We start from the raw sequence: 20,530 nt of genomic DNA on the forward strand, positions 1-20,530 counted from the left end.
CGCTACTGCGGGGCGTTGGCGGCGGCCGACGCCTGGGCCTCGCCCCGTTGGTTGATGCGGTGGAAGGCGAAGCGGGCCAGGTCGTCGCCGACGCCGTAGGCCTTGCGGTCCGACGTCGTCACGTTCTTGCCGCTGGTGTAGCCGGTGGTGGTGAAGTAGGCGTAGCGGCCGTAGGCGTTGTAGGTGCCGCGGCACACGCCCGTGCGGCAGAAGGCGGGCACGCCCTTGCCGGACAGGGAGTCGACGAGGCCCCTCTTCACCTGGTCCTTGACCTTCTTGGCGTCGGACGCGGTGTCGAAGACGGCGACGCCGACCGTGACGGCGATGCCGTTCCTGATGTAGCTGGCGCGGATCAGGCGGGTGCAGTCGTGCTGGGTGAGGAGGGAGCCGAGGGCGGGCTGGGTGACGGACGCGCACTGGTTGGTGCTCGCGGTCGGGCCCTTCTTGTAGACGCGCTCGCCGGCGCGCAGGGACTTGCCGGGGAAGAGGCCCTCGGGGGTGAGCGGCGCCTTGTCCTTCTTGGCGCTGGAGATGAAGTCCTTGGGGTTGGGCGGGGGCGGCGGCGTGGTGGCCTCGAACGAAGGTTCGGCGTCCTTGCTCGCGCCGGGGATGTCAGCGGCCGTCGGCAGTTCGCTCGCGGGTTTGTTCGACGCGGTGGTGTCGTCGCTGTTCGCGGAGACGACCGTGATGGCCACGGCGGCCGCGATGCCGACGGTGGCGAGCGCGCCGCCGCCGATCATCAGCCACTTCCGGCGGCGGGTGCGCGCCTCGGCGGCCTCGGCGAGCGCCGCCCAGTCGGGCGCGGGTCCGCCACCGGGTCCGCCCGTTCCCCCCGGACCCCACTGAGGTCCCCCTTGCCCAAAGCTCATGGGGCGCATCTTAGACGTGCTGTCGGGGATGTTGAGCGGGGGTTGCGCGGGCTCCGCGGCCTAGCCTGAGCCCTATGAATACGGGCAAAACGGCGGTTAGCGGATGGTTGTCGCAGCCGGCCGGGTGGCACGTCCGGTGGGTGCTCGGGATGGTGCTCGCCGCCGGGGTGGTCCGGGTGGGGCTGCGCGTGCCGGACGGCGGCATGGACAACGACATCGTGGTGCGGGCCGCCGAGGCGTGGCTGGACGGCCACTCGCCCTACGCCGACCGGCACTTCCTCTATCTCCCCGGCGCCGTGCTCGCGGCGGTGCCGCAGGCCCTGCTGCCCGTGGACGTCGTGCGGTTCCTCGTGCCCGCGGGCGTGACCGCCGGGCTCGTCACCGGGTGGGCGTGCGCCCTGCGGATCCACGGGGTGCCGTGGCGCAGCCGCTTCGCGGTGTACGGCCTGCTCGGGCTCGCGCTCGGCTTCGCGCCCTTCGGGCACCTCGTCCAGCTCGGCAACTGGACGGCCGGCTCCGCCGCCGCGCTGCCGCTCGCCCTGCTGCTCGTGTGCCGCGGCCGGTGGGTCGCGGCCGGGCTCGTCGTCGGCGCCGCCGTCGCCGTGAAGCCGCTGCTCGCGCCCGTCGTGCTGCTCTTCGTCCTGGCGCGCAGGTGGCGGGCGCTGGGGGTCGCGGTGGGGGTGCCCGCCCTGGTCTCGGCGGCCGCGGCGCTGGTCATGCCGGACCCCGCCGGGTTCTTCACGCGGACGCTGCCCTTCCTGCTGCGCGGGGAGGACTCGTTCGTACGTCTCTATGAGGCGTCGCCGTCCGCGGTGCTCGCGCGGGTCGGGGCGCCGCAGACGGGCGCCACGCTGGTCGCCGTGTGTGCGGCGGCGGCCGGGGTGTGGTGCGCCCGGCGGCGGTGGCGGCGGGGGGACGAGGGGCCCGGGAGGACGGTGGAGTGTGCCGTGATGCTGATGCTCTCCGCCTTCCTCGTCTCCCGTCCGTCGTACGACCACTATCTGCTCGTCGTGCTTCCGCTGCTGCTCGCGGGGGCGCTGACGGCGGGGGCGGCGGCGCGGAGCCCGTGGTTCTGGGTGGCGCTGGTGCCGCAGGTGCCGGGGTTCGCGTGGCCGTGGCTGGAGCCGGGGACGCGGCGGGCCTTCAAGGACGCGGTGACGTTGTGCCTGCTCGCGGGGGCGACCGGGTGGGCGTGTGTGCGGGGGGCGCGCGCCGGTGTGCCGGGGGAGCGCAGGGAGCCCGCGCTGCCGGCCTCCAGGGCCGCGTTTTGACCCGTACGGGGCGGCACGGGTACTCTCGACGATTGATACGTATTGGTGTCCTCGATCTCACGCGAAAGGGCCCTTACGTAGGTTCCCTGGAGCAGTTACCAGTGGCTCGCATACGGGCAGCGTCCCCGGCATTGTGAGCCCCAGCTGCATGATCGCTTCCTGGGTGCCGTGTGTCTGGACCCCATCCACTGAAGAAGCGAAGGCTACTAAGTGCGTACGTACAGCCCCAAGCCCGGCGATGTGACCCGCCAGTGGCACGTCATCGACGCCCGGGACATCGTCCTGGGCCGTCTGGCGACCACCGCTGCCACCCTCCTGCGCGGCAAGCACAAGCCGATCTACGCCCCCCACGTTGACACCGGTGACTTCGTCATCATCATCAACGCCGACAAGGTTCACCTGTCGGGCAACAAGAAGACCCAGAAGATGGCGTACCGCCACTCCGGCTACCCGGGTGGTCTGCGTTCCGTCCGTTACGACGAGCTCCTCGAGAAGAGCCCCGAGAAGGCTGTCGAGAAGGCCGTCAAGGGCATGCTCCCCAAGAACACCCTGGGCCGTCAGATGCTCTCGAAGCTGAAGGTCTACGCGGGCGACCAGCACCCGCACGGCGCTCAGCAGCCGGTCCCGTTCGAGATCACCCAGGTCGCGCAGTAGTTCCGGCCACCCCCTAAGACGTAAAGAAATCTGAGGAGAATCGTGGCCGAGACCACCGTTGAGCAGCCGGTCGAAGAGACCGAGGGTGTCGACGTAGAGCAGTACACCACCGAGTCCGAGGCGCCCGTCGAGGGCGAGTACACCTCGGAGTCGAACGCCGCGCGCTTCGGCGACCCGCAGCCGGCCGCCGGCCTGGGCCGTCGCAAGAACGCGATCGCCCGTGTCCGGATCGTCCCGGGCACCGGCAAGTGGAAGGTCAACGGGCGCACGCTCGAGGACTACTTCCCGAACAAGGTCCACCAGCAGGAAGTCAACGAGCCCTTCAAGGTGCTCGAGCTCGACGGCCGCTACGACGTCATCGCCCGCATCTCGGGTGGCGGCGTCTCCGGTCAGGCCGGTGCGCTCCGTCTCGGTGTCGCCCGCGCGCTGAACGAGGCCGACGTCGAGAACAACCGCGGCGCCCTCAAGAAGGCCGGTTACCTGAAGCGTGACGACCGTGCGGTCGAGCGCAAGAAGGCCGGTCTCAAGAAGGCCCGCAAGGCTCCGCAGTACAGCAAGCGCTAATCGCTGCCTGCTCGTACTCTTCGTTCGCCCCGGCGGCACTCACCGTGCTGCCGGGGCGTTCGTCTATTCAGGACCATGCAGGAACCATGCAGGAACCCCTGAGGCAATTCGTTTTTCTGGAACGTTCGGAGGACAGCAGTGGGACGACTCTTCGGCACGGACGGCGTGCGCGGTGTCGCCAACGCGGATCTGACGGCCGAGCTCGCGCTCGGACTCTCCGTGGCGGCGGCGCACGTACTGGCCGAGGCGGGCACCTTTGAAGGCCATCGCCCGGTGGCGGTGGTCGGGCGTGACCCGCGCGCGTCCGGGGAGTTCCTGGAGGCAGCGGTGGTCGCGGGTCTCGCCAGCGCGGGTGTGGACGTCCTGCGCGTCGGTGTGCTGCCCACCCCCGCGGTGGCGCATCTCACCGGGGCGCTGGGCGCCGACCTCGGCGTGATGCTCTCCGCCAGCCACAACGCCATGCCCGACAACGGCATCAAGTTCTTCGCCCGCGGCGGCCACAAGCTCGCCGACGAGCTGGAGGACCGCATCGAGGCCGAGTACGACCAGCAGTTCGTGAGCCGCACCGGCACCCCCCGGCAGCGGCCCACCGGCGCGGCCGTCGGCCGCGTGAAGGCGTACGACCAGGGCCTCGACCAGTACGTCGCCCACCTCATCGGCGTCCTCCCCAACCGCCTCGACGGACTGAAGATCGTCCTCGACGAGGCGCACGGCGCCGCGTCCCGCGTCTCGCCCGAGGCCTTCGCCCGCGCCGGCGCCGAGGTCATCACGATCGGCGCCCAGCCCGACGGCCTGAACATCAACGACGGGTGCGGGTCCACCCACCTCGACCTGCTCAAGGCCGCCGTCGTCGAGCACAAGGCCGACTTCGGCGTCGCGCACGACGGGGACGCCGACCGGTGCCTCGCCGTGGACCACACGGGCGCCGAGGTCGACGGCGACCAGATCCTCGCCGTGCTCGCCCTCGCCATGCGCGAGCACGGCACGCTGCGCCACGACACCGTTGTCGCCACGGTCATGTCCAACCTCGGCTTCAAGCTCGCCATGGAGGGCCAGGGGCTCTCCCTGGTGCAGACCGCCGTCGGCGACCGGTACGTGCTTGAGGCGATGAAGGAGCACGGCTTCGCCCTCGGCGGCGAGCAGTCCGGGCACGTCATCGTCCTGGACCACGCCACGACCGGTGACGGCACGCTGACCGGACTGCTGCTCGCGGCCCGGGTCGCCGAGACGGGGCGGTCCCTCGCGGAGCTCGCGAGCGTCATGGAGCGGCTCCCGCAGGTCCTGATCAACGTGCCCGACGTCGACAAGTCGCGCGTGAAGACCTCCGCGGAGCTCTCCGCCGCCGTCACCGAGGCCGAGCGTGAGCTGGGCTCCACGGGACGCGTGCTGCTGCGCCCCTCCGGGACCGAGCCGCTGGTGCGGGTCATGGTCGAGGCCGCCGACATCGAGCAGGCCCGGTCCGTCGCCGGCCGGCTCGCCGATGTGGTGAAGTCGGCGCTCGGCTAGACGCGCGGTGATTTCGCGGTGCGCTCGCGCCGTGCGGTGCGCTCGCGCTGTGTGGACCAGAGGAGTTTCTGGATCAGCAGCGTGAGCGTGCCGGCGAGGACGATGCCGAGCAGATTGAGGAGCAGCTGCTCGGTGGAGCCCCAGGCCTGCTTGTACTCGGAGTAGCTGAAGGCGACCGCCGCGTTCGCCGCCGCGGGGACCGTCGTGACGGAGATCGCCACACCGACCAGGGCGCCCGACTTCGCCGAGGTGAGCGAGAGCATGCCCGCCGAGCCCGCGAGGACCGCCACGACGAACGAGAACCAGTCGGGCCGGTAGATGAAGTTCGTGTTCGGGCGCTCCGACTCCAGTGCGTCGCGCGTGAACAGGTCCATCGCGTCCATGAAGTAGCTGAACCCCACCGTCACCACCATCGCCGCCGCGAAGCCCACGAGCAGGGCGGCCAGCGAGCGCAGGGCGAGGCGGGGCGTGCGCTGGGCCACGGCCGTGCAGACACCGGCCAGCGGGCCGAACTCCGGGCCCACCGCCATCGCGCCCACGATCAGGATCGCGTTGTCGAGGACCACGCCGCAGGCCGCGATCATCGTGGCGAGCGTGATGAACGTGACGTACGTGGCCGAGAGCGTCGACTCCTCGTGCGTCGCGTCGGCCAGCTGCTCCCAGAGGACCGCGTCGGCCCCCTCGCCCGGCGCGTCGTCCTCCGCCCGGTCCGCGTGGTGGGAGAGCGACAGGTCGATGTTCTCGACGGCGATCGACCCCGACTCGTCGATGCCGAGCGCGCGCAGACCGCCGATCAGCTCGTCGCCCGCCTCCCGGGCCACGTCGCACATGACGACGTCGCCCGCGGGATTGCGGGCGGCGCCCGCGAGCACCGCGAGGTGGGTGGTGCCGACCGTCCGCTCGATCAGGTGGACCACGGCGTCGGTTCTGTCGGGCGGGGTGATCAGGCGCAGGTGCAGCATGTGCGCAGGTTAGCCGGGGGAGAGCTGTCGGGGAGCGGGCCGTTCAGAGCTTGCGCAGGCTCAGGCGCTGGACCTTGTGGTCGGGGCCCTTGCGGACGACGAGCGTGGCGCGGCTGCGGGTCGGGGCCACGTTCTCGACGAGGTTGAGCTTGTTGATCGTGCGCCAGGTCGTGCGGGCGTAGTCGAGGGCCTCCTCCTCCGACACCTGGGTGTACTTGCGGAAGTACGAGGACGGGTCCTGGAACGCCGTCTGGCGCAGCTTCTTGAAGCGGTTCAGGTACCAGCGCTCGATGTCGTCGGCGCGGGCGTCGACGTACACGCTGAAGTCGAAGTAGTCCGCGAGGCCCACGCGGGTGCGGCCGTCCTTGCCGGGGAGGGCGGGTTGCAGGACGTTCAGGCCCTCGACGATGAGGATGTCCGGGCGGCGGACCGTGAGGCGGCGGTCGGGGACGATGTCGTAGATCAGGTGCGAGTAGACGGGGGCGGTGACCTCGTCCTTGCCGGCCTTGATGTCCGCGACGAAACGGGTGAGGGCGCGGCGGTCGTACGACTCGGGGAAGCCCTTGCGGGACATCAGGCCGCGGGCCTCCAGCTCCTTGGTGGGCAGCAGGAAGCCGTCCGTCGTGACCCGCTCCACGCGCGGGTGCTCCGGCCAGCGGGAGAGCAGCGCCTGGAGGAGGCGGGCGACGGTGGACTTGCCGACCGCCACGGAACCGGCGACTCCTATGACGAAGGGGGTGCCGGACTGGGACCCCTTCTCGCCCAGGAACGTGTTGAGGGCGCCGCGCAGGCCGTCCGTCGCGCCCACGTAGAGGTTCAGGAGGCGGGAGAGCGGGAGGTAGATGTCGCGGACCTCGTCCAGGTCGATGACGTCGCCGAGGCCGCGGAGCCGCTCCACCTCCTCCGCTGTCAGGGGCAGAGGCGTCTTCTCGCGAAGCGCGCTCCACTCGGCGCGAGTGAGGTCGACGTAGGGAGTCGCCTCCGGCTTGGGCCGGTGGGCGCTCCGCGGTGCCGTCGAAGGCACAGAGACCGAAGAGATCACGTTCCATTGTTACGGCTGGTTGAACGGGATGGGGTGGTGGGTGGAGGGTGGGGTACGTCACCCGCCGCTCGGGCCGGGGGGTTGTGTCAGGCTGAGCCGGTGATTATCGGGGTTGGCATCGACGTGGCGGAGATCGAGCGGTTCGGGGCGGCGCTGGAGCGGACGCCCGGGATGGCCGACCGGCTGTTCGTGGCGAGTGAGTTGCTGCTGCCGGGTGGTGAGCGGCGGGGGATCGCGTCGCTGGCGGCGCGGTTCGCGGCGAAGGAGGCGCTGGCGAAGGCGCTGGGGGCGCCCGCGGGGCTTCGGTGGACGGACGCCGAGGTGTACGTGGAGGAGAGCGGGCAGCCGCGGGTGCGGGTGCGGGGGACCGTCGCCGAGCGGGCCTCCGCGCTGGGGGTCCGGGCCTGGCACGTGTCGCTGAGCCATGACGCGGGGGTTGCCTCCGCGGTGGTGGTGGCGGAGGGGTAGGGGGCGCCCGGCGGGGGAGACTGGGGGGATGCGTACTGCGTATGGCGTGGAGAGGGTCCGGGCGGGTGAGCGCGCCGCCATGGCGCGGGGGCCCGAAGGTGTGCTGATGCAGCGCGCGGCGGCGGGGCTCGCCGCCGAGTGCGCGCAGCTGCTCGGCAAGGTGTACGGATCGAGAGTCACGCTGCAGGTGGGCAGCGGGGACAACGGAGGCGACGCCCTGTACGCCGGGGCCCGGCTGGCGCGGAGGGGGGCCGGGGTCGGCGCCGTGCTGCTCGACCCGGGACGGGCGCATGCCGGTGGGCTCGCCGCGCTGCGGAGGGCCGGCGGCTCGGTGGTGGAGGCCGCGGACCCGCGGGCCGAGGGGCTGGTTCGCGGGGCGCATCTCGTGGTCGACGGGATCGTGGGGATCGGCGGGTGGGGCGGGCTGCGGGAGCGCGCCGCGGCGCTCGTCGCGGCTGCCCGGGACGCGCTGGTCGTCGCCGTCGATCTGCCCAGCGGGGTGGACGCCGACACCGGTGAGGTGCGCGGGGACGCGGTGCGGGCCGATGTGACGGTGACCTTCGGGGCGTACAAGCCGGGGCTGCTGGTCGATCCCGGGCGGGAGCACGCCGGTGCCGTGCGGCTCGTGGACATCGGGCTCGGACTGCCCGCCGAAGAGGCGGAGTTGGAGGCCCTGCAATTCGCGGACGTCTCCCGGCTGCTGCCCGTGCCCGGTGGGGAGAGCGACAAGTACCGGCGGGGGGTGGTGGGGGTCGTCGCCGGGTCCGCCCGGTATCCGGGCGCCGCGGTCCTCGCCGTGGCGGGGGCCCTGCGCGGCGGCGCGGGTGCCGTGCGGTACGTGGGGCCCGCCGCGGACGCCGTCCTCGCACGCTTCCCCGAGACCCTGGTGTCCGCGGGGCCGCCGTCGAAGGCCGGGCGCGTGCAGGCGTGGGTCGTGGGGCCGGGGCTCGGGGACGACGGGGAGCGGCTGGACGAGGTCCTGGCCGCCGATGTGCCGGTGCTGATCGACGCCGACGGGCTGCGGCTCGCCGGGGAGCGCGCGGTGCGGGAGCGCGGTGCTCCGACGCTGCTCACCCCGCACGCGGGGGAGGCCGCCGCCCTGCTCGGCGTCGCCCGCGAGGAGGTCGAGGCGGGGCGCCTCTCCGCCGTACGGGAGCTGGCGCGGCGGTACGGGGCGACAGCGCTGCTGAAGGGGTCCACGACCCTGGTCGCCTCGGAGGCGGGGGCCGTGCGCGTCAACCCGACCGGGACAGCCTGGCTCGCCACCGCGGGCAGCGGCGACGTGCTGTCCGGGCTCGCCGGCTCCCTGCTGGCGGCCGGCCTCGACGCGCGGGACGCGGGGTCCGTCGGCGCGTATCTGCACGGCCTCGCCGGCCGCCACGCGGCGGACGGCGCTCCCGCGGCGGCACAGGACGTGGCCGAGGCGATCCCTGCCGTGTGGCGGGAGGTCAGGGGGGCGTAGGCAGGGGCGGGTCCGGGGTGGCGGGGCGCTGCTCGCGGGGCGTTCAGGGCCCGCGCGAGCGGGGGCTGTCGGCGGGCTCTGAGACACTTGTCCGCGATGAACGAGACAGCACCTTTCCGTGTCCGCGCCGAGATCGACCTCGCCGCCCTCCGCGCCAACGTGCGCGCGCTGCGCGCCCACGCGCCGGGCGCCGCGTTCATGGCCGTGGTGAAGGCCGACGCGTACGGCCACGGAATGGTGCCCTGTGCCAAGGCCGCCCGCCAGGCCGGCGCCACTTGGACAGGCACCGCGACCCCCGAGGAGGCCCTCGCGCTGCGTGCCGCGGGTCTGCCGGGGCGGATCATGTGCTGGCTGTGGACGCCGGGCGGGCCTTGGCGCGAGGGCGTCGAGGCCGATCTGGACATGTCGGTGAGCGCCCTGTGGGCGCTGGACGAGGTGACGGCCGCCGCGCGTGCGGCGGGGCGGACCGCCCGTATCCAGCTGAAGGCCGACACCGGCCTCGGGCGGAACGGCTGCATGCCGGCCGACTGGCCCGAGCTCGTCGAGCGGGCCCTGCGCGCCGAGGCCGAGGGGCTGGTCCGCGTCACCGGCCTCTGGTCGCACTTCGCGTGCGCCGACGAGCCGGGGCACCCCTCGATCGCCGGTCAGCTCACGGTCTTCCGCGACATGGTGGCGCAGGCCGAGGAGATGGGCGTACGGCCCGAGGTGCGGCACATCGCCAACTCGCCGGGGACCCTGACGCTCCCGGAGACGCACTTCGACCTCGTGCGGCCCGGCATCGCGATGTACGGCGTCTCGCCGAGCCCCGAGGTCGGCACCCCCGAGGACTTCGGGCTGCGGCCCGTCATGACGCTCACCGCCTCGCTCGCCCATGTGAAGCACGCCCCGGCCGGCCACGGCGTGAGCTACGGCCATCACTACGTCACCCCCGGCGAGACGACCCTCGGCCTCGTCCCCGCGGGGTACGGCGACGGCATCCCGCGGCACGCCTCCGGCACGGGCCCGGTGCTCGTCGACGGCAAGCTGCGGAGGGTCGCGGGCCGGGTCGCGATGGACCAGTTCGTGGTGGACCTCGGCGGGGACGAGCCCGAAGTGGGCGCGGAGGCGGTGCTGTTCGGCCCCGGCGACCGCGGCGAGCCGACCGCCGAGGACTGGGCGCAGGCCGCGGGCACCATCGCGTACGAGATCGTCACCCGCATCGGATCGCGCGTCCCGCGCGTCCACGTGAACGAGCGGCCTGACGACACCGGGAACTGACGAGGAGCGGCACGTGAGCGAGAGCAGCACGGGGGCGGCCGCTGCGGAAGCGGTGACGGAGGTCGCCGCCGCGGCCGGGAACTGGCGCAGGGCCGGGGTGGCGGGCGCCGCGATAGGTGTGATCGCCGCGGGCGCGGCCGCCGGTGTCGCCATAGAGCGGCTGACCGTCGGCCGCGGCATGCGCAAGAAGGCGCGGCTCGCGCTGGATGCGGCGGGGCCGTACGGCTCGCTGCGCGGCATGCCCGGCACGGCGTACGCGGACGACGGCACGGAGCTCGCCTACGAGGTCGAGGAGGTCGAGGACGACGGCGGCGAGGGTCCGCGGCGGCGCAGGCTCTTCGGCCGCCGGGCTCCCGCGCCCGTCACCGTCGTCTTCAGCCACGGCTACTGCCTGAACCAGGACTCCTGGCACTTCCAGCGGGCCGCCCTGCGCGGCGTCGTCCGCGCCGTCTACTGGGACCAGCGCAGCCACGCCAGGTCGGGGCGCGGCGCCGACCAGCTGGAGCGCGGCGTGCCGGTCTCCATCGACCAGCTCGGGCGCGACCTGAAGGCCGTCATCGACGCCGCCGCGCCCGAGGGGCCGCTCGTCCTCGTCGGACACTCCATGGGCGGCATGACGACCATGGCGCTCGCCGACCAGTTCCCGGAGCTGATCCGCGAGCGCGTGGTGGGCGTCGCCCTGGTCGGCACGTCGTCGGGGCAGCTCGGTCAGGTGAACTTCGGCCTTCCGGTGGCCGGGATGAACGCGGTGCGGCGGGTGCTGCCCGGGCTGCTGCGGGCGATGGGGTCGCAGGCCGAGCTGGTGGAGCGGGGGCGGCGGGCCACCGCGGACCTGTTCGCGGGCGTCATCAAGCGCTATTCGTTCTCCCGCAGGGACGTGGACCCGGCCATCGCGCGGTTCGCCGAGCGGATGATCGAGTCGACGCCGATCGACGTGGTCGCGGAGTTCTATCCGGCGTTCGCCGAGCACGACAAGGCGGAGGCGCTCAAGCACTTCGCCGAGCTGCCGGTGCTCGTGCTGGCCGGGGACAAGGACCTGGTCACGCCGAGCGAGCACAGCGAGGCGATCGCGCAGCGGCTGCCGGACGCCGAGCTGGTCCTCGTCCCGGACGCCGGGCACCTGGTCATGCTGGAGCACCCGGAGGTGGTCATGGACCGTCTCGCGGATCTGCTGGTGCGGGCGGGGGCGGTGCCGGAGGCGGGCCTCGCGGACGGCGGATGAGCGCAAGCGAGGGCGAGGGCGAGGGTCAGGGCCAGGGCCAGGGCCAGGGCGTGGTTGCGGTCGCGGTCGCGGAGCCAGGCTCGGCCGACTGCGGCTGAGTGCGGGAGCGGCCGCGGGGCCCGACTCGGCCCAGCCCACCCCGGCTGGGCCCACCCCGGCTCGGCCCGGCTCGGCCCGCCCGGCTCGGCCCGGCTCGGCCCGCCCGGCTCGGCTCGGCCCGACTCGGCTCGGCCCGGCCCGGCCCGGCCCGGCCAAAAGGCGGCTGAGCGTGGCGGGTCGCAGCCGCTACCGTGGGCGGTATGGAAGCACCGCACCACCAGGCCCCCGCCGCCACCCTCAACATCACCGTCAACTCTCCCGAACAGATGGGCGAGTTGGGCCGCCGGCTGGCCAAACTCCTGCGCCCCGGCGACCTCGTCATGCTCACCGGCGAGCTCGGCGCCGGCAAGACCACGCTGACCCGCGGCCTCGGTGAGGGCCTCGGCGTGCGCGGCGCCGTCACCTCCCCGACCTTCGTCATCGCCCGCGTGCACCCCCCGCTCGGCGACGGCCCCGCGCTGGTGCACGTCGACGCGTACCGCCTGGGCGGCGGGCTCGACGAGATGGAGGACCTGGACCTCGACGTCTCCCTGCCCGAATCGGTGATCGTCGTGGAGTGGGGCGACGGCAAGGTCGAGGAGCTGTCGGACGACCGGCTGCACGTCGTGATCGACCGCGCGGTGGGCGACACGACGGACGAGGTGCGCGAGGTGACGTTCACCGGACTCGGCGCGCGGTGGGCGGACGCGGACCTGGCGTCCCTGGGCGCCTGACCCTCTCCGGAACCCTCAGCCCCGGGCCGCTCGCCCGGGGCTTTCTCGTACGTTCGACCGAACGTTCCGACAAGACGTCGGCAAAATGTTGCGCTGCGTGCGCCGGGCGTGGTCACATGGATACCGGTGCTGGTTAGGTCTACCTAACTTCGTCTGCCCCCGGAGCCCCCAGGAGGCATCCATGTCGGCTTCAGAACATGACGCACACGCTCAGCCGCGCGGGAAGAGGCTGCCGGGACCCTCGGCCGCGGTGCACCCGTCGACCGCCTCCGATGTCTCGACCGTCTCGAACGCCTCGACAGTCTCGAATGTCTCGAATGTCTCGAACTTCTCGATGAGCGACCTGCTCGCGTCGTGCGCCGCCGCGAGCGCCGTCTCCACGCCGCCGCGCGACCCGGCCCCCGCAGGGGGTACGCCCGCCGAGCGACGCCGTCCGGCCCGCTGATCAGGGAACGACGACGACCTTCTTGTCGCGCAGCGCGAACTCCCACATCGCGTTGCCGTGCGCACGCGACGCGCGGATGCCGCCCGTCTTCTTCGCCGGGTCCGGCTTCGGCGTCGAGCCGTCGACGGCCGCGCTGAAGCCGACCGCGACGCCCTGACTGCTCGTGAAGATCACGACGTGCTCGATCGGCACGCCGTCCGTACCGGTGACACGGCCCGTGCGCGAGGTGACGGCGTACGTCCCCGGGGCCGGGTCGACCGTGCCCGGGGTCACCCCGAAGGTGAGCCTCACCTTGCCGGACGCCTCGACGAGCCAGACCCGGTCGTCCCCCAGGGAGTAGACGACCCGCTCGCCGGTGCCCGACCGGGCGGGCAGCACCGCGGGGTCCTTCTTGTCCTTGGGGGACTGCGAGGCCGAGGCGGAGGGGGACGCGTCGGGCTTGCCCAGGCTGTCCGGGGCGCTGGCCGAGGCCTGATAGGCGAGGAAGGCGACCGCCGCGAGCGCAGCGGCGGTCAGCCCGGCCACGAATCCCGAGCTGCTCCTTGACACCTTGCGCCACCCACCTCTTCGTACTGCGTACGGCTACGGAGTGACGGTAGCAGCAGGCACCCCGCATCCCGGGTCGGCCGTGCGACGGGCGCCGGAGCCGTAGGCTGTTCGCGTGCTCTTGCTCGCTCTGGATACCGCAACGCCCGCTGTCACCGTCGCCCTCCACGACGGCTCCTCCGTCATCGCGGAGTCGAGCCAGGTCGACGCCCGGCGCCATGGAGAACTGCTCCTTCCGGCCGTCGACCGCGTGCTCGCCGACGCTGGCCTCGGGCTCGACGCCGTCACCGGCATCGTCGTCGGCGTGGGCCCCGGCCCCTACACCGGCCTCCGCGTCGGCCTGATGACCGCCGACACCTTCGGCCTCGCGCTCGGCGTCCCCGTGCACGGGGTGTGCACGCTGGACGGCCTCGCGTACGCCTCCGGGATCGAAAGCGGCCCCTTCGTGGTGGCCACCGACGCCCGGCGCAAGGAGGTCTACTGGGCCCGCTACGACGACGTGCGCACTCGTGCGAGTGACGCCGCCGTCGACCGGCCCGCCGACATCGCCGCCGAGGTCGAGGGGATGCCCGCCGTCGGCGCCGGCGCCCTGCTCTACCCCGACACGTTCCCCGACGCCCGCGCCCCCGAGCACGTGTCGGCGGGCGCCCTCGCGTCGCTGGCCGCCGAGCGGCTGGCGGCGGGCGAGGAACTCCTGGAGCCACGGCCGCTGTACCTGCGCAGGCCCGACGCGCAGGTGCCCAAGAACTACAAGGTGGTCACCCCCAAGTGACCCGGGCGACGCAGGTGACCGAGTCCGCCGTGCTGCGCGAGATGCGCTGGTGGGACATCGACGCGGTGTTCACCCTGGAGAAGGAACTCTTCCCCGACGACGCCTGGTCGCGCGGCATGTTCTGGTCCGAACTCGCTCACGCGCGCGGGCCGCTGGCCACCCGCCGCTACGTGGTGGCCGTGGACGGCGACCGCCTCGTCGGGTACGCGGGCCTCGCCGCCTCGGGTGACCTCGCGGACGTCCAGACCATCGCCGTCGCCCGCGACCACTGGGGCACCGGGCTCGGCGCCCGGCTCCTCACCGACCTGCTTCAGGCCGCGACCGCCTTCGAGTGCTCCGAAGTGATGCTGGAAGTGCGGGTCGACAACACCCGGGCGCAGAAGCTGTACGAGCGCTTCGGCTTCGAGCCCATCGGCTTCCGGCGCGGCTACTACCAGCCCGGCAACGTGGACGCCCTGGTCATGCGCCGCACCGATCCCTCCACCCCCGTATCAGGCGTACAAGGAACCGAGATTCATGGCTGACTCGCGCGACGAACCCCTCGTCCTCGGCATCGAGACCTCCTGCGACGAGACCGGCGTCGGCATCGTCCGCGGCACCACGCTGCTCGCGGACGCCGTCGCCTCCAGCGTCGACGAGCACGCGCGCTTCGGCGGCGTCGTGCCCGAGGTGGCCTCCCGCGCCCACCTCGAAGCGATGGTGCCCACCATCGACCGCGCCCTGAAGGAAGCGGGCGTCAGCGCGAAGGACCTCGACGGCATCGCCGTCACCGCGGGCCCCGGCCTCGCAGGCGCGCTGCTCGTCGGCGTCTCCGCCGCCAAGGCGTACGCGTACGCGCTCGGCAAGCCGCTCTACGGCGTCAACCACCTCGCCTCGCACATCTGTGTGGACCAGCTGGAGCACGGACCGCTGCCCGAGCCCACCATGGCGCTCCTGGTCTCCGGCGGCCACTCCTCGCTGCTGCTCTCCGCCGACATCACCTCGGACGTGCGGCCCCTCGGGTCGACCATCGACGACGCGGCGGGCGAGGCCTTCGACAAGATCGCGCGGGTGCTGAACCTCGGCTTCCCCGGCGGCCCCGTCATCGACCGCTACGCGCGCGAGGGCGACCCGGAGGCGATCGCCTTCCCGCGCGGTCTGACCGGCCCGCGCGACCCGGCCTACGACTTCTCCTTCTCCGGCCTGAAGACGTCCGTCGCCCGCTGGATCGAGGCGAAGCGGGCCGCGGGCGAGGAGGTGCCGGTGCGGGACGTGTCGGCGTCCTTCCAGGAGGCCGTCGTCGACGTGCTCACCCGCAAGGCCGTAAGCGCCTGCAAGGACGAGGGCGTCGACCACCTCATGATCGGCGGTGGCGTGGCCGCCAACTCGCGGCTGCGGGCGCTGGCGCAGGAGCGGTGCGAGAAGGCCGGGATCCGGCTGCGCGTGCCGCGCCCGAAGCTGTGCACGGACAACGGCGCGATGGTCGCGGCCCTCGGCGCCGAGATGGTGGCCCGCAACCGGGCGGCCTCGGCCTGGGACCTCTCGGCGGACTCGTCGCTCCCGGTGACCGAGCCGCACGTGCCGGGGCACACGCATACGCACGACCACGTGCACGAGGTCAGCAAGGAGAACCTGTACTCGTGACCGTCGCCCTGATGTGGGAGGCGCGGGCCGCCGAGGGGCGGGGAGTGGAGCTGCTCGCGTGGGCGCGGGCACAGGAGCTCGACGGCGCCCCGCTCCGCCGCGAGACCTTCCGCGCGCCGCAGGACCGGGTGCTCGTCATCACCTGGTGGGACGCCACGCTCGACACCGCACTGCCCGAACTGCCGGAGCCCGACGAAGGCCTGGTGACACGGGCGGTGCACCGGTGGCGCTTCGAGTCGGTCGCGGCCGAGGAGGCCTAGGGCTCCTCGTCGCCCGTGGAGGGCCGCGTCAGTTCCCGGCGGGCTTCCGGTACGTCAGCAGGTAGCGCCAGAAGAGCAGTTGGCGCACGCTGCTGCCGGGCAGGAGGCGGGCCGCCTCGGCGCGGATCGCGGGCAGTCGCATGTCCGGCTGCCGTACGGGGGCCTTGAGGGGCGGCTCGTACGCGCCGCGCAGCCGCTCCGCCGCGTACACCGTCACCCGCGCCACCGCGTTGGCGGGGGACGCCACGAGGTCCATCCAGGTCACCCCGGCGTAGCAGCCGAGCACGAGCAGGGTGCCGCCCGGGGCGAGCGCGTCGCGCAGGCGCGTCACCGTGGCGAACGGCATGTGGTGCAGGCTCGCCAGGCAGGTGATGGCGTCGTAGTGGCCGTCGGGAAGGTCTTCCTCCGTCACGTCGGCCCGGCGGAAACGGGGGCCGCCGCCGGCCTTCTCCGCCTCGCCGGCCTTCTCCGCCTCGGCGATCATCTCCGCCGAGGGGTCGAGCGCATCGACCTCGTAGCCGCGCGCCGCGAGGAGCCGCGCGAAGCGGCCGGTTCCGCAGCCGATGTCGAGGGCGGTGCGGCCGTGCGGCGGCAGCTTCCGCAGCAGCAGCCGGTGGTAGTGGTCGTTGTGGTCGAAGGGCATGCCCGGGAGCCTCGCACAGGCGCACAGGCGCACAGGCGCACAGGCGCACAGGCGCACAGGAAGAAACTTCGAAGAATTCCGGCGACGATGTCGAAACGGGCCCCTCTCGTTCGACGCATGGGTGAGCGGCGGGGAGAAGCCCCGCCGCCAGCCGATGGGAGACCACCATGCCGCGCTATCTGACGATGATCCGCATCGACGAGAACAACGCGCCCGAGGGCGGCCCGAGCCCCGAGTTGCAGGAGCGGATGGGCGCGCTGCTCGAAGAGATCACCAAGGCGGGCGTCATGCTCGACACCGCGGGCCTGCGGCCGACCTCGGAAGGCACCCGCGTCACGTGGGACAAGGGCGAACTGTCCACGACCGACGGCCCCTTCACCGAGACCAAGGAGGTCATCGGCGGCTACTCGATCTGCCAGGCCAAGGACATGGCGGAGGCCGTCGAGTGGACCAAGCGGTTCCTCAAGACCCACGAGGACTACTGGACGATCACCGCGGAGGTCCGGGAGATCGAGGGCTGAGAACCGCGGGCCGACGGCCGTGAGCCGTCGGCCGCGACCGGCGCGCGCCTTTGCGGGTCTCGTGCGGGGATGCTCTGATGGATGGCCGTGAGCCATCCGCCGGAGCACCCCCGCCAGGTCATCGAGACCGTCTTCCGCATGGAGTCGCCGCGCGTCATCGCCGGCGTCGCGCGGATCGTACGGGACGTCGGCATCGCCGAGGAGCTGGCGCAGGACGCCCTGGTGGCGGCGTTGGAACAGTGGCCGGAGCAGGGCGTCCCCGACAACCCGGGCGCCTGGCTCATGGCCACCGCCAGACACCGCGCCGTCGACCTGGTGCGCCGCCGCGAGCGGTACGCCCGCAAGCTGGCGGAGGTCGGCCGCGACCTGGAGTCCGCGCCGCCCCACGTCGACGAGCCGCCCGACCCCGACGCCATCGACGACGACCTGCTGCGCCTCGTCTTCACCACGTGCCACCCGGTGCTCTCCGCCGAGTCCCGCGTGGCGCTCACGCTGCGCCTCCTCGGCGGCCTGACCACCGGGGAGATCGCCCGCGCGGTCCTCGCCTCCGAGTCGACCGTGGCGCAGCGGATCGTGCGCGCCAAGCGTGCCCTCGCCGCCGGCGGCATCGACTTCGAGGTGCCCTACGGCCCCGACCGCGAGGCCCGCCTCGGCTCGGTCCTCGAAGTCATCTACCTCATCTTCAACGAGGGGTACGCCGCCACGGCCGGGGACGACCTGCTGCGCCCCGCCCTCTGCGAGGACGCGCTGCGCCTCGCCCGGGTGCTCACCGCCCTGATGCCCGAGGAGTCCGAAGTCCACGGCCTGGCCGCCCTGTTGGAGCTCCAGGCCTCGCGCACGGCGGCGCGCACGGGACCGGCGGGCGAACCCGTGCTCCTCAAGGACCAGAACCGCACCCGCTGGAACCAGCTGCTGATCCGGCGCGGTTTCGCCGCGCTCGCGCGGGCGCAGAGCATGGCGGCCTCGCCCGCCGGGGGCCTCGGCCCGTACGCCCTCCAGGCCGCGATCGCCGCCTGCCACGCACACGCACACACGTACGAGGACACCGACTGGCAGCAGATCGCCGTCCTCTACGGCCTGCTCGCCGCCCGCGCCCCGTCCCCGGTGGTCGAGCTGAACAGGGCGGTCGCGGTCGCGATGGCCCAGGGCACGGAGGCCGGTCTGATCCTGGTCGACGCGCTCGCCGCCGAGTCCGCGCTGCGCGACTACCACCTGCTGCCCAGCGTGCGCGGCGACCTCCTGGCCCGGCTCGGCCGCCGGGCGGAGGCGCGCGCGGAGTTCGAGCGGGCGGCGTCGCTGGCACGGAACATGCGGGAACGCGAGCTGCTCCTTGAGCGGGCGGCGGGCTGCTAGGGCGCCAGGTCTATGCGCTGGTGGTGACCGGGTGGCCGATCAGCATGGTCGGGGCGCCCGCGACGCGGGTCAGGAAGACGGTCGCCGCGTTCTTCCCCTGCGGCTTCACCTTGCGCCGCAGCTCCTCCGGCTCCACGGCGGAGCCGCGTTTCTTCACGGTGAGGATGCCGACGCCGCGCTCCCGCAGCAGCGCCTTCAGCTTCTTCACGTTGAAGGGCAGCTGGTCGGTGATCTCGTACGCGGTGGCGTACGGGGTGTCGTGCCGGGCGTCGGAGGTGACGTACGCGATGGTCTCGTCGATGAGCCCGCCCTCGACCCGCGCGGCGACCTCGGCGACCAGGTGGGCGCGGATGACGGCGCCGTCCGGCTCGTACAGGTAGCGCCCGACGGGACGCACCTCGGGGTCCGGCAGCATCGCGGCGAGTGGGGTCCACAGGGAGGCGCCGCCGGGCAGGAGCGTCGCGCGGTGCGAGGCGGGGGTGTCCGTGCCGAACCAGAGCACGGCCTCCTTCACGTCGCCGCCGTCCGAGATCCACTCGGCGCCGGCCTCGGCGGGGACCGCCTCGTGCGGGATGCCGGGCGCGATCTTCAGCGCGGCGAGCGGGGCCTTGAGCGCGGCGCCGATCGCCCAGGAGAGGGGCGGGGAGTAGGCCTCGGGGTCGAAGATCCGGCCGCGTCCGCCCCGCCGCGCCGGGTCGACGAAGACGGCGTCGTACGCGGAGGTGTCCACCTCGGTGACGTCGGTCTCCCGGACCTCGATGAGGCCGGCGAGGTCCAGGGCCTCGGCGTTGGCGCGGGCGACCGCGCAGGTGAGGGGGTCGCGGTCGACGGCGAGCACGGAGATGCCGGCCCGCGCGAGGGCGATGGCGTCGCCGCCGATGCCGCAGCAGAGATCGGCGAGCGAACGCACGCCGAGGGCCCGGAAACTCGTGGCGCGGTGGGCGGCGACGGAGGCGCGCGTGGACTGCTCGACGCCGTTCGGCGTGAAGAACATTCGGGCCGCGTCCTCGGCGCCGAACTTCGCCGCGGCCCGGCGGCGCAGCCGGGCCTGCGCGATGGCGGCGGAGACCAGGAGGGCCGGGTGCGTGCGGCGCAGCCGGGTGGCGGCGGCGAGCTCCTGCGCGGGCTCGACGTCCCGCACCTCGTCGAGCAGGGCCAGGCCCTCGTCGGTGCGCAGGGCGGCGAAGGCGGCGAGAGGGTCGCCGAGGTCGGCCCCGTGGCCGCTCGGCGTGTTCGGGTCGTTCACCTGCCCCATTGTGGGCCAGTCGGTGGATGGTGCGCGGCCGGTGGCGGTGTCGGGCCCTCGCACGGGCCATGGCCTGGGAGGATCCGGCGCCATGCAACTAGTAAGACAAAAAGAAGAATCCACCAGAAGACGGAAGAATCAAGTCCGTGTCCTGGTGGCCGTCCTCTCCGTCTCGGCGGTCGCCTCGGGCTGCGTCTCCGGAGACGGCTCCGACGGCGTGACAGGCGCCCACGGCCGGCAGCGGCTCGACGCCCCGCCCGCCCGCGCCCTCGACTCCTACGCCAGGAGACTCGCAGCGGTCCAGATGGCACGGGCCGCGGCGGCCAAGCGCTGGGGCCTCGCCAAGACCCCGCTGCCGGCACCCGCGCCGCCCAGGACCAAGCCGCGCATCACCACCCGCAAGGGCTTCGAGGTCGAGGGGCACGAGAACCTGCCACCGGTCTTCACGACCATCCCCACCAAGAAGAAGGTCGTCTTCCTGACCATCGACGACGGCGCCGAGAAGGACCCGGCGCTGCTGAGGATGATGAGCGACCTGCGGATCCCGTACACCGCGTTCCTCAGCGACTACCTCGTCAAGGAGGACTACGCCTACTTCAAGAAGATGCAGTCCCGCGGCGTCGTCCTGAACAACCACACCCTGAACCACCGCTACATGCCCGGACTCTCCTACGCGGCACAGCGCCGCGAGATCTGCGGCATGCAGAAGACCATCAAGAAGCGCTACGGCAAACGCCCCGAGCTCTTCCGGCCGCCGTACGGCAACTACAACGAGGACACCTTGCGCGCCGCCAAGGCCTGCGGGATCAAAGCGGTGCCCCTGTGGGCGGCGGAGGCCTTCGCCGACCGCATGGAGTGGCGCGAGTGGGACAAGGACCTGCACCCCGGCGACATCATCCTCACGCACTTCCGGGGGCGCGACGACTGGCAGGGCACCATGCCCGACATGGTCCGCCGGGTCATGAAGACGGTCACCGACAAGGGGTACGCGGTGGCCAGACTGGAGGACTACCTGTGACCCCGCGGGCGCGA

23 protein-coding genes are annotated in these 20,530 nt (G+C 73.0%); 16 read left to right on the forward strand and 7 right to left on the reverse strand.

What is annotated here, in order from left to right:
- Positions 1–2 precede the first annotated feature (2 nt).
- The gene (locus ACZ4Z4_RS30075; RefSeq protein WP_468334086.1) at positions 3–869 is read right to left on the reverse strand and encodes a hypothetical protein; all 867 of its coding nucleotides are present in this window, start codon (positions 867–869) and stop codon (positions 3–5) included.
- Between the two features lie 74 nt (positions 870–943).
- On the opposite strand from ACZ4Z4_RS30075, the gene ACZ4Z4_RS30080 reads away from it, so the two are divergent.
- The 4 genes from ACZ4Z4_RS30080 to glmM all read left to right on the forward strand — a co-directional run bounded on the left by ACZ4Z4_RS30080 (position 944) and on the right by glmM (position 4,864).
- Positions 944–2,140: a glycosyltransferase family 87 protein gene (locus ACZ4Z4_RS30080; RefSeq protein WP_468334089.1), complete on the forward strand. Its 1,197-nt coding sequence runs from the start codon at positions 944–946 to the stop codon at positions 2,138–2,140.
- A gap of 210 nt (positions 2,141–2,350) precedes the next feature.
- Positions 2,351–2,794 (forward strand): 50S ribosomal protein L13, encoded by a 444-nt coding sequence (rplM, locus tag ACZ4Z4_RS30085; protein ID WP_363247980.1) that lies wholly within the window; start codon positions 2,351–2,353, stop codon positions 2,792–2,794.
- A 42-nt stretch (positions 2,795–2,836) separates the two neighbouring features.
- A complete protein-coding gene (rpsI, locus tag ACZ4Z4_RS30090; RefSeq protein WP_150185750.1) occupies positions 2,837–3,358 on the forward strand; it encodes a 30S ribosomal protein S9 in 522 nt (173 codons plus the stop codon).
- A 138-nt stretch (positions 3,359–3,496) separates the two neighbouring features.
- Positions 3,497–4,864 carry a phosphoglucosamine mutase gene (gene glmM, locus ACZ4Z4_RS30095; RefSeq protein ID WP_468334093.1) on the forward strand — a complete coding sequence of 456 codons (1,368 nt, stop codon included), beginning with the start codon at positions 3,497–3,499 and terminating at the stop codon, positions 4,862–4,864.
- Here glmM and ACZ4Z4_RS30100 read toward each other — a convergent pair.
- Together ACZ4Z4_RS30100 and coaA are read right to left on the reverse strand one after the other, a co-directional pair.
- Positions 4,861–5,826 carry a DUF389 domain-containing protein gene (locus tag ACZ4Z4_RS30100; RefSeq protein WP_468334096.1) on the reverse strand — a complete coding sequence of 322 codons (966 nt, stop codon included), beginning with the start codon at positions 5,824–5,826 and terminating at the stop codon, positions 4,861–4,863. The genes glmM and ACZ4Z4_RS30100 overlap by 4 nt on opposite strands.
- A gap of 43 nt (positions 5,827–5,869) precedes the next feature.
- The gene (coaA, locus tag ACZ4Z4_RS30105) at positions 5,870–6,850 is read right to left on the reverse strand and encodes a type I pantothenate kinase (protein WP_468334099.1); all 981 of its coding nucleotides are present in this window, start codon (positions 6,848–6,850) and stop codon (positions 5,870–5,872) included.
- 117 nt (positions 6,851–6,967) lie between these two features.
- Here coaA and ACZ4Z4_RS30110 point away from each other — a divergent pair, with 117 nt between their 5' ends.
- The 5 genes from ACZ4Z4_RS30110 to tsaE all read left to right on the forward strand — a co-directional run bounded on the left by ACZ4Z4_RS30110 (position 6,968) and on the right by tsaE (position 12,089).
- A complete protein-coding gene (locus tag ACZ4Z4_RS30110) occupies positions 6,968–7,336 on the forward strand; it encodes a holo-ACP synthase (protein WP_468334102.1) in 369 nt (122 codons plus the stop codon).
- Positions 7,337–7,364: 28 nt separating this feature from the next.
- Positions 7,365–8,798, forward strand: coding sequence for an NAD(P)H-hydrate dehydratase (locus ACZ4Z4_RS30115; RefSeq protein WP_468334105.1), 1,434 nt, complete (start codon positions 7,365–7,367; stop codon positions 8,796–8,798).
- 96 nt (positions 8,799–8,894) lie between these two features.
- Entirely contained in the window at positions 8,895–10,055 is a 1,161-nt protein-coding gene (gene alr / locus ACZ4Z4_RS30120) for an alanine racemase (RefSeq protein WP_468334108.1), read from the forward strand.
- Between the two features lie 13 nt (positions 10,056–10,068).
- On the forward strand, positions 10,069–11,277 hold the full coding sequence (locus ACZ4Z4_RS30125) for an alpha/beta fold hydrolase (protein ID WP_468334111.1): 1,209 nt from the start codon (positions 10,069–10,071) through the stop codon (positions 11,275–11,277).
- A gap of 299 nt (positions 11,278–11,576) precedes the next feature.
- Positions 11,577–12,089, forward strand: coding sequence for a tRNA (adenosine(37)-N6)-threonylcarbamoyltransferase complex ATPase subunit type 1 TsaE (gene tsaE / locus ACZ4Z4_RS30130; protein ID WP_468334114.1), 513 nt, complete (start codon positions 11,577–11,579; stop codon positions 12,087–12,089).
- A 210-nt stretch (positions 12,090–12,299) separates the two neighbouring features.
- Here the strand turns inward: tsaE and ACZ4Z4_RS30135 are convergent, their stop codons facing one another.
- Both ACZ4Z4_RS30135 and ACZ4Z4_RS30140 read right to left on the reverse strand, forming a co-directional pair.
- Positions 12,300–12,470, reverse strand: coding sequence for a hypothetical protein (locus tag ACZ4Z4_RS30135; RefSeq protein ID WP_468334117.1), 171 nt, complete (start codon positions 12,468–12,470; stop codon positions 12,300–12,302).
- Positions 12,471–12,534: 64 nt separating this feature from the next.
- Positions 12,535–13,059 (reverse strand): hypothetical protein, encoded by a 525-nt coding sequence (locus tag ACZ4Z4_RS30140; protein WP_468334120.1) that lies wholly within the window; start codon positions 13,057–13,059, stop codon positions 12,535–12,537.
- Positions 13,060–13,195: 136 nt separating this feature from the next.
- On the opposite strand from ACZ4Z4_RS30140, the gene tsaB reads away from it, so the two are divergent.
- Genes tsaB through ACZ4Z4_RS30160 form a run of 4 tightly spaced genes read left to right on the forward strand, consistent with a single transcriptional unit; the run spans position 13,196 to position 15,735 of the window.
- On the forward strand, positions 13,196–13,852 hold the full coding sequence (gene tsaB / locus ACZ4Z4_RS30145; protein WP_468334123.1) for a tRNA (adenosine(37)-N6)-threonylcarbamoyltransferase complex dimerization subunit type 1 TsaB: 657 nt from the start codon (positions 13,196–13,198) through the stop codon (positions 13,850–13,852).
- 41 nt (positions 13,853–13,893) lie between these two features.
- Positions 13,894–14,376 (forward strand): ribosomal protein S18-alanine N-acetyltransferase, encoded by a 483-nt coding sequence (rimI, locus tag ACZ4Z4_RS30150; RefSeq protein WP_468334247.1) that lies wholly within the window; start codon positions 13,894–13,896, stop codon positions 14,374–14,376.
- Complete coding sequence (gene tsaD / locus ACZ4Z4_RS30155) at positions 14,369–15,475, forward strand: tRNA (adenosine(37)-N6)-threonylcarbamoyltransferase complex transferase subunit TsaD (protein WP_468334126.1); 1,107 nt, start codon at positions 14,369–14,371, stop codon at positions 15,473–15,475. The genes rimI and tsaD overlap by 8 nt, the downstream gene beginning before the upstream one ends.
- Positions 15,472–15,735, forward strand: a complete 264-nt coding sequence (locus ACZ4Z4_RS30160; protein ID WP_468334129.1) for a hypothetical protein — start codon at positions 15,472–15,474, stop codon at positions 15,733–15,735. The genes tsaD and ACZ4Z4_RS30160 overlap by 4 nt, the downstream gene beginning before the upstream one ends.
- Before the next feature lie 28 nt (positions 15,736–15,763).
- Here ACZ4Z4_RS30160 and ACZ4Z4_RS30165 read toward each other — a convergent pair whose 3' ends face one another.
- Positions 15,764–16,378, reverse strand: coding sequence for a class I SAM-dependent methyltransferase (locus ACZ4Z4_RS30165; RefSeq protein WP_468334132.1), 615 nt, complete (start codon positions 16,376–16,378; stop codon positions 15,764–15,766).
- 167 nt (positions 16,379–16,545) lie between these two features.
- On the opposite strand from ACZ4Z4_RS30165, the gene ACZ4Z4_RS30170 reads away from it, so the two are divergent.
- Both ACZ4Z4_RS30170 and ACZ4Z4_RS30175 read left to right on the forward strand, forming a co-directional pair.
- Positions 16,546–16,899, forward strand: a complete 354-nt coding sequence (locus ACZ4Z4_RS30170) for a YciI family protein (RefSeq protein WP_401993098.1) — start codon at positions 16,546–16,548, stop codon at positions 16,897–16,899.
- A gap of 81 nt (positions 16,900–16,980) precedes the next feature.
- Positions 16,981–18,252 (forward strand): RNA polymerase sigma factor, encoded by a 1,272-nt coding sequence (locus tag ACZ4Z4_RS30175; protein WP_468334136.1) that lies wholly within the window; start codon positions 16,981–16,983, stop codon positions 18,250–18,252.
- 10 nt (positions 18,253–18,262) lie between these two features.
- On the opposite strand, the gene ACZ4Z4_RS30180 is transcribed toward ACZ4Z4_RS30175, so the two are convergent.
- Positions 18,263–19,507 carry a class I SAM-dependent methyltransferase gene (locus tag ACZ4Z4_RS30180; protein WP_468334250.1) on the reverse strand — a complete coding sequence of 415 codons (1,245 nt, stop codon included), beginning with the start codon at positions 19,505–19,507 and terminating at the stop codon, positions 18,263–18,265.
- An 82-nt stretch (positions 19,508–19,589) separates the two neighbouring features.
- On the opposite strand from ACZ4Z4_RS30180, the gene ACZ4Z4_RS30185 reads away from it, so the two are divergent.
- Entirely contained in the window at positions 19,590–20,516 is a 927-nt protein-coding gene (locus ACZ4Z4_RS30185) for a polysaccharide deacetylase family protein (protein WP_468334139.1), read from the forward strand.
- Positions 20,517–20,530 lie beyond the last annotated feature (14 nt).

Source organism: Streptomyces sp. NPDC030245, assembly GCF_055572995.1.